This window comes from Streptomyces sp. NPDC002133 (assembly GCF_040296405.1).
Taxonomy (GTDB): Bacteria; Actinomycetota; Actinomycetes; order Streptomycetales; family Streptomycetaceae; genus Streptomyces.
In genome coordinates, this window is sequence record NZ_JBEOXF010000124.1 from 1 (window position 1) to 6,865 (window position 6,865).

Consider the following 6,865-nt stretch of genomic DNA (forward strand, 5'->3'; position numbering starts at 1 on the left):
TTCCCCCATTTGGGGCTGGGGGGGGGGGGGGGGGTTTTTTGGGTGGTGCACACCGAACGCGAGGTGCACATCGCGTTCACCGCCGCCGACCGGCAGACGGTGAACGATGCCCACCGGGCCGCCGTAGCCACCGGCACCGAAATCCTCCACGGGCCCCGGGTATGGCCGGAATACCACCCGGGCTACTACGCCGTCTTCTTCCGCGACCTCGACGGAAACAATGTCGAGGTGGTGCACCACACCTTCTCGGCCCAAACAGCTCCATGACCGTCCTGAGACACAGCCGCCTCATCCCCGGCATCCCACGCCGACATCGCCGGATCCCGGATACGCGTCGGCTACAGTCCCGCCACGCCTCGATCATCGCACCAAATGAGACGACCTCTCAGGCGCCTGCTTCCCGCTCCGCTTCCAGGCGATCCAGCCGCGCCTTGGCCGACTCCGGGCTGCGCACCAGCTTCCACGTCTGGACCACGCACCCCACCACGAGCCCGACGCCGGCCAGGAAGAACGCCACCCGCAACGGCAGCCACCACCGCAATCATTCTCGTGAAGCGTCACGGCGCAAGTCTCACCGCTGGATGGAACCGGAAACCAGTGACTTTCCATGACGCCATCCTGGGCATCACCGACGATCCGGACACCTATGGAACTCGATCAAGCCCTGCCTGCCACAGGCAGGGTGGCGGTTACGTCCCCGTCGCCTGGCTGCGCGGGAACACCGCCGTCGGACGCCTCCGAGGAGGACGCCGTCTCGGGGCCTGCCGCCCGGAGCATCTGGGTCTGGACACCGGCGTCGTCTCCGGCGGAGTCCCACATCTGTCCCGCCGGACCCGTGAACACCACGTTGCCGTCCGCATCGATCGCCCGCAGCCCGCCACCGGCTCCCGCAACCAGAGCCAGGCCCTTGCCTGCGATGGTGAACCGCAACTGCTCCAGGGCCTCGTTCTGCGCAGCCTGCGCGGACTTGACCTGCAGCACCTCCCGATACCCGTCCGGCATCGCAGTCAACTGCAGATCAACCCCGGGCAAGGCTTCCGCGTAGGTCGCGGTCGCGCCGTCCAGCGAGGGCTCCGGCAGAGGACCCGGCCAGCTCACGGCCGGCGCCTGCCCGTCACGTTCCAGACGGACCATCGTCTGGCTGCCGCCAGTCGAGAACGACTCGCTCACAGCCGCATACCGCGGCCCGATCGTGCCGTCGGCCCGGCGCACGAGCGCCGTGTCGATGTCATGCCACTGACCCGAGGCGTCCTGCGCCCGCTGCGGCGACGTCGCCTGCTTAAGGCTGCACGTCCCGTCCGGGTTCGCGAACGTCTGCGAATACTCCGTCCGCTCGGATGTGACCTCGACCGGCACACCCGACGCTGCGGCCTCCTCAGACGGCGTCTGCGTCGCCGCCGTAGCAGCGTGAACCACCGGTGAATTCACCACGCACCGCCGACAAGCAACGCCCACGCCAAAAATATCGCAACCGCATGGCGGACCTCCAGATTCCGCCTACGCGAAACCCGGCCCCCTTATGCGAATTCACAGCCCCACCCCATGCATCACACATGCATCACGAATATGACGCTGACCGCAACCAGGCAATCGCACAAGTCAACAGTGATCCAGAACACACCATGGAGTTTTGGACCTCCAACGGAGGAGAAGGACCGATTTAGGAGACCGAAAATTTGCCGAATGAAATGAACAGCCATGTGGCACGAAATGAATAATAGGCGAATGAAAGATTTACAATGTGCTGGCATGCAGTATGAAGCCGTAGCCGTACCGATCTGTCCCACGTCAGATGCCAGCAGTCGTTGATGGTGCGACTGGCCGATCGACGGCTTATGGTCCGGCCGCTGGGACGTCCGGACCGCCGACGGACACGCGCGCGTCTCAGCCCCCGTATGTCTCAAAGTCACCCGCCAAGCCACTTCTTGAGCCATCAAGCAAGTCATTCAGATTGACGGTCCGTTCCGCAGGGCAGCTCTCTTTCTTCGGTCTGCAACAAGGAGGGCGGATGGCTCGCAGGAAGTCTCTGGCGGCGCAGTTGGTGCAGACTTACCGCGATGCACAGGAGTCAGGCCCGCATAGCAGAACGGGAGGCTGCTCAGCGCGCCAAGGAGGAGGCCAGGCGGGAGCGTGAGCGGGCGCAGGCCTGGGTCGTACGCAGAAGGAGAAGGAAGCTCAGCGTTCCGCCGAGTCCCGGAAGGCAGAGCAGATCGCCCGGACGGCACCGTGGACTTCCTCGACCAGGCCACCGTTATGCGTGGACGAGAAGTCCCGTGCGCCACACCGTCAGACGTCCACCCAACCGACAACGTGACAACGCCCTCCGAGGCGATGTTCACCCTTGCCAGAGGAACTCGTGCGCCATCGCGATCATGGCACGTGCCGCAGCACCGGGCGTGCGCTCGGACGGAGCGGCCAGGGAAAACTGCCATTCCAGGTCGGCGTCGTCGACGGTCAGCGTGGCGACGTCCTGTTCCTTGCCGAGGGCGACCCGTGGCAGCAGCGCCACGCCCAGGCCGTTTCGGACGTAGGCCACGCCGGTGGTGAGGTCGGTGATCTCGATGGCGACGCGATGGCGGACGGAGGCAGCGGCGAAGGCCCGGTCGGCAACGGTCCGGTTGCTGTAGCCCGCGGGGAAGTCGACGAAGTCCAGGCCGGCCAGTTCGGTGATCGACACGGTGCGGCGTTTCGCGAGCGGGTGGGCGGCCGGCACGACGAGGTCGAGCACCGAGGTGGCGAGGGCGGTCAGCGTGATGCCTGTCGGGCGCGGTCCGGGCCCCGAAACGAAGGCGAGGTCGAGCTGCCGTTCGAGGAGGGCTTCGACCAGGCCCTGGGAGCCGGAGGGGGCGGCGCTGGTCTGCAGGAACACGCCGGGATGACGCCGGTGGAATTCACCGAGGAACACGGGAAGGTCGATGAGCCCAACCGTGGTTATCGCGCCCAGTCGCAGTGTGCCGCGCAGTCCGCCGCGGACCTCGCCCACCACGTCTGCGGCCTCCCGGGCGGCGTCGAGAGCGGCATGGGCGCGCGGTAGCAGGGCAGCACCGGCATCGGTAAGCAGCACGCGTTTGGGGGTGCGTTCCAGCAGCGGCGTGCGGAGTTCTCGCTCGAGGTTCTTGATCGTGGTGGAGACCGCGGACTGGACGACGTGCAGCCGTGCGGCGGCACGGGTGAAGTTCGCTTCCTCGGCGACGGCGACGAAGTACTCGAGCTGGCGCAGTTCCACCCTCCGAGTATCCCTCAGCGAGCCCCCAAGGTATCTCTCAGCGAGATGGCTGCGATCTCTGACTCTCGTTGGACAGCGACCGCTGCGTCCAGCGATTCTGTTCATAGGAACTGCTCGAAGCAGGAGCTGGCTCATTCCAGGACTTCGTCTACATCGGTAAGTATTGGAGAGAACGTCTTGGACTACGCGGCTACGGTGGACGGTAGACCGATTGCCCACATCGCTGTCGTCTATAAGAACGAAGATGGGAAGACACAACATCTTGTGATGAACCACCGTCCGCTGCCCATGCTCCAGCACTTCTCCCGGAAGCTGGGCGAGCACCTCGCTGGTACAGAGTACGCGAAGTACTGTGCCGACCCGCCGGATGCCGACCGCTACTGAACGAATTCCCATTCATTTCTGCTGCGACATAGAGGAAACGTGTCGCGCAATCAGGAAATCGCGGATGCTTGCTGGCGGGCACATCGAACACTGAGGACAAGCGCAAGGTGACCGCCACGATCAACCGGTTGGTCGCCGAAACGCTCGATATCTCCCCCGACGACATCTTCATCTCCCTGATTCCGGTGTCGAACGAGAACTTCTCGTTCGGACGAGGGGAGCTGCAATTGGCCGAAGACGCGCGCTGGTGAATGCCAAAGGACGTCCAGACGTCCCGATCTCGGAAACACGCCGAATCAATCTAGGAACGAGGAGACAACTGCCATGACCACACCGAACGAGTCCACTGACGGGTCAAAGAACCAGGCGCCGCACCTGGACTACTACCCACACTGGCTCGACAACCTCGCCGACGACGTCATCCTCCAGGGCAACTTTGCCAACGGCGAAGTGCTCGGCAAGGAAAAAGTAGGGAAGCTGCTGGGCTTCGCGCGAAGCATCTACGCCTTCCAGGACTTCCGCTTCTTCGGCAAGCGTGGCGAGCTCTTCCTGGAGGACTACCGTTCCCGCATCCGTGGCAGCGAGATCTACCGCCCAGACGGAATCGAGATCTACAACTTCGTCGTCGTGTACTTCAACGAGGCGGGCGAGACCAGTCAACTCGTCATGAACCACCGGCCGCAGTCAGCCGCCCTGCTGTTCTCGTCCTTGCTGGCGAAGCACTTCGGTGACGAGTTCGGCTCGGACCTCTTCTACGATGGCGATGTCAGCCATCGGCTGCTCGATCACGACCTGTCCCGTGGTCAATGGCCGCCGTCGTCCCCCCGCTGACTTGCGACGGAATCCGTCAGCCGACCGAGCTCAGTAAGGTCGGGGACTGGCGCGGTGGCTGACGCTCCGTTTCCAATTCCCGCCGCTTCAAACCGTGCATGCAGTTCTTCCGCACACGGCTTTCCGACATCGTTCAACGTCTAGGCATGCACCGTCGTCCTGTGCACGTTTTTTTGGAGCGGCCTCTTCGAAGACTGCGGCGGGACAAGGCCGCCAGGCGCCGGAGCCCCTGACCAGCACGTTCGAAGATGGCGAAGACTCATTCGAGTTGCTGACTATTATGCGCATTGCTACGGAAAGAATCCATCTCATGAGTGCTGAACTCCTCAATCTGGCAATCGCCACCGCCGGTGGTCAAGAACTCTGGAACACCCTGCGCGGCCTGAAAGCCGACGTCTCCATCGGGGGCCCGGTCTGGGGGATGAAGGGCTGGCCGCCGGGCACGACGTTCAGGCAGACCGTGACGGTCGACACGGCCAGAGAGCACATCGTGTTCAGCCCGTTCACCCGCCCCGACTGGCAGATGGTCTTCGACGCCGCCGCCGACAGCGTCACTGTGCAGACCCTCGACGGCGAACCGGTCGAGACCCTCGCCCCCGCACGCACCAGCTTCCAGGGAATGCTGCGCAACAGCACCTGGGATGCTCCGCACCTCGGCTACTTCCTGGGCTACGCGCTCTGGAACTACCTCACCACCCCGTTCCTCTTCACCTATCCGGGCGTGCAGGCCCGCGAGATCGAACCGTGGCGTGAGACCGGCCAGACCTGGCGACGCCTGCAGGTGCGCTTCCCACCCGAGATCGCCGCACACAGCCCCAACCACGTGTTCTACTTCGACGCCTTCGGCAGGCAACGCCGCATGGACTACGTCGCCGAGGTCAACAACAGTTTCCTCGTCGGCCACTACACCGGCCGCTTCCAGAACTTCGACGGGCTGCTCGTGCCGACACGCCGACGAATGTTCCGCCGCAACCCCGACAACACCGTCAACCTCAACTTCCCCTCCATCACCGTCGACATCCACGATGTCGAACTCATCCGCACCGACGACGAACAGGCACGACGATGACCACGGACAACGCCCTCATCGACCACCCCGCCCGTCGGCTCGTCGTGACGCTCCCACGTCCCTACGACGCGGCGATCGAGCACTACGAGACCCTCGTCCCCGAGGCCGATCTCCACCGCTTCTACCAGATGGCCTCCTGGCAGGCCACGCACGAGCTCGCCGAGATCAACGCCCCCCACGGGTTCATGCGCTACCACCGCAGCGACATCACCGCCCTCATGGCCGGCTCGACGTCCCTCTGGAAGGCCACCCAGTACTCGATGGGCAACCACACCATCGCCGAACGCATGTTCCGCCACGACCCGTCGGCCATGCTGCACGCACCACTGCAAACCGTGCTCTACGCGGACCCCGACGGCGACACCAAACTCGTCGTCGACCAGCCCAGCCTGCTGCTCGCCAGCTACGACAACCCGCAGATCGCCGAGGTCGGCCGCGAACTCGACGCCCTCCTAGCCCAGCTGATCACACTCCTCGGCGGCGACGTACCTCCCCAACTGAGCGACGCATCTCCCCGACTGTGAACCATCGCCACCTTCGAACGGGCTGGTCGCGGGTTCTGGCCTGCCCAAGCAGTGCGCGCCAGAGCGGTGGCGCTGCCGGGGCTGGTGCAGAGCTTGGTGGGACCGCCACGCTTCAGGATCGCGAAGCCGTGTTCAACGAGAGCGCGTCCAGCGGCCAGCAGGTCACCCGCCCCTCACATCCACGTCCGAGAACCAAGAGGCCTTAGATTCAACCGGTCAGAGCAACAGTGCTGGTTGAGGACGGTTTATGTGGCGAGACTGGGTCGGCCGGGGATGTCGGACGAGATGAAGGCCGACTTGTGGCGACGGTGGAGGGCCGGGGAATCGATCAGCGTCATCTCAAGGCAGATCGGTAAGCCGCCCGGTTCGGTGTTCACCGTCCTCAAGCACCACGGAGGGATCGCTCCCGGACCCCGCAAAGCGCGCGCCGGATGCTTGCCCCTTCCCCCTACCCCACACGCTTCTCCCCCGACCGCACCGCCCTGATCCGCCTGTTCGGCGCCGTTCTGGCCGAGCAGAACGACGAGTGGACCGAAGCCCGCCGCTACATGAGCCGCGAACTCCTCGCCAAAGCCCGCCTCCACCCGATCGAGTCAGAAACCGACGACACCGCCCTGCCCACCGAACTCACCTCCTAATGATGTTGTCAAGCCGTAGCGGTGACGGAGGAGTTGGGTTGGTAGCACTGTCCGTCACGAATGAGGGCCCACAGGACGTTTACGCGCCGACGGGCAAGGGCGCCGCACCGTCATCCGGATCCAGGTCGTGAAACCTCACCCGTGCTGAACCCTGGGCCCTTGGCATTCCGTGCTTGGCTGGGATACCAGGACT

At 64.5% G+C, this 6,865-nt stretch carries 9 protein-coding genes and 1 pseudogene; 7 read left to right on the top strand and 3 right to left on the bottom strand.

Features of this window, described 5'->3' with window-relative positions; translation table 11 throughout:
- On the top strand, nucleotides 1-267 hold a 267-nt coding region (locus ABT078_RS42145; RefSeq protein WP_502981574.1), incomplete at its 5' end, for a VOC family protein.
- A gap of 118 nt (nucleotides 268-385) precedes the next feature.
- Here ABT078_RS42145 and ABT078_RS42150 read toward each other — a convergent pair.
- From ABT078_RS42150 to ABT078_RS42160, 3 genes are all read right to left on the bottom strand, one after another.
- Nucleotides 386-517, bottom strand: a complete 132-nt coding sequence (locus ABT078_RS42150; protein ID WP_351237726.1) for a hypothetical protein — start codon at nucleotides 515-517, stop codon at nucleotides 386-388.
- 140 nt (nucleotides 518-657) lie between these two features.
- The gene (locus ABT078_RS42155; protein ID WP_351237728.1) at nucleotides 658-1,356 is read right to left on the bottom strand and encodes a hypothetical protein; all 699 of its coding nucleotides are present in this window, start codon (nucleotides 1,354-1,356) and stop codon (nucleotides 658-660) included.
- Nucleotides 1,357-2,335: 979 nt separating this feature from the next.
- Nucleotides 2,336-3,226, bottom strand: a complete 891-nt coding sequence (locus tag ABT078_RS42160) for a LysR family transcriptional regulator (RefSeq protein ID WP_351237730.1) — start codon at nucleotides 3,224-3,226, stop codon at nucleotides 2,336-2,338.
- Nucleotides 3,227-3,678: 452 nt separating this feature from the next.
- Here ABT078_RS42160 and ABT078_RS42165 point away from each other — a divergent pair, with 452 nt between their 5' ends.
- The 6 genes and pseudogenes from ABT078_RS42165 to ABT078_RS42185 form a co-directional block, all read left to right on the top strand.
- Nucleotides 3,679-3,861, top strand: coding sequence for a tautomerase family protein (locus tag ABT078_RS42165; RefSeq protein WP_351237732.1), 183 nt, complete (start codon nucleotides 3,679-3,681; stop codon nucleotides 3,859-3,861).
- Between the two features lie 73 nt (nucleotides 3,862-3,934).
- Complete coding sequence (locus tag ABT078_RS42170) at nucleotides 3,935-4,441, top strand: hypothetical protein (protein ID WP_351237734.1); 507 nt, start codon at nucleotides 3,935-3,937, stop codon at nucleotides 4,439-4,441.
- 310 nt (nucleotides 4,442-4,751) lie between these two features.
- Entirely contained in the window at nucleotides 4,752-5,510 is a 759-nt protein-coding gene (locus ABT078_RS42175) for a hypothetical protein (protein ID WP_351237736.1), read from the top strand.
- Nucleotides 5,507-6,034: a DUF302 domain-containing protein gene (locus ABT078_RS42180; protein ID WP_351237738.1), complete on the top strand. Its 528-nt coding sequence runs from the start codon at nucleotides 5,507-5,509 to the stop codon at nucleotides 6,032-6,034. The genes ABT078_RS42175 and ABT078_RS42180 overlap by 4 nt, the downstream gene beginning before the upstream one ends.
- A gap of 285 nt (nucleotides 6,035-6,319) precedes the next feature.
- Nucleotides 6,320-6,520, top strand: a complete 201-nt coding sequence (locus ABT078_RS43040; protein ID WP_502981575.1) for a hypothetical protein — start codon at nucleotides 6,320-6,322, stop codon at nucleotides 6,518-6,520.
- Nucleotides 6,502-6,672, top strand: a pseudogene (locus ABT078_RS42185) (IS256 family transposase); the annotation flags it as partial. The gene ABT078_RS43040 and the pseudogene ABT078_RS42185, both read left to right, overlap by 19 nt.
- Nucleotides 6,673-6,865 lie beyond the last annotated feature (193 nt).